Below are 420 nucleotides of genomic sequence, written 5' to 3' on the forward strand. Positions count from 1 at the left end.
GGTGTGCGGCCACCGCCAGTGCCTGCAGGGTTTTGCCCAGCCCCAGGTCGTCGCACAGCAGGGTCCGCTCGCGGGCCACCGCATAGCGGGCGCCGAATTCCTGGTAGCCGCGCAATTCGGTGCGCAGCAATGAGCGGTTCAGCACCGTCTGCTCGACCTGTGCGGCCACCTCCGCCCCGACGAATCCCTGGGCGGCATCCACATCGGTTGTCCCGGAGGAGAATTCGCTCAGCAGCTGGTCGATGGGGCGGGGGTTGGAGCGGTAGATCGCCCACACGTCGCCGTCGCTGTGGTGGGCGTCGTCTATGCGGTCGAGCAGCCCGCCCACCGAATCGAGCAACTGATCCGATGCGGTGTGGCCGCGCAGTCGTGGCATCAGCCGGCGCAGCTGCTTGACCGGTACGTCGGCCTGAACCAGTG

Annotated in this window: 1 pseudogene; it reads right to left on the bottom strand. The window is 68.1% G+C overall.

Annotated features, from left to right (window positions below):
• Positions 1–420: pseudogene (locus RNC47_RS37125) on the bottom strand (hypothetical protein); the annotation flags it as partial.

This window comes from Streptomyces millisiae (genome assembly GCF_031845425.1).
In the GTDB taxonomy this organism is placed as follows: Bacteria; Actinomycetota; Actinomycetes; order Streptomycetales; family Streptomycetaceae; genus Streptomyces; species Streptomyces millisiae.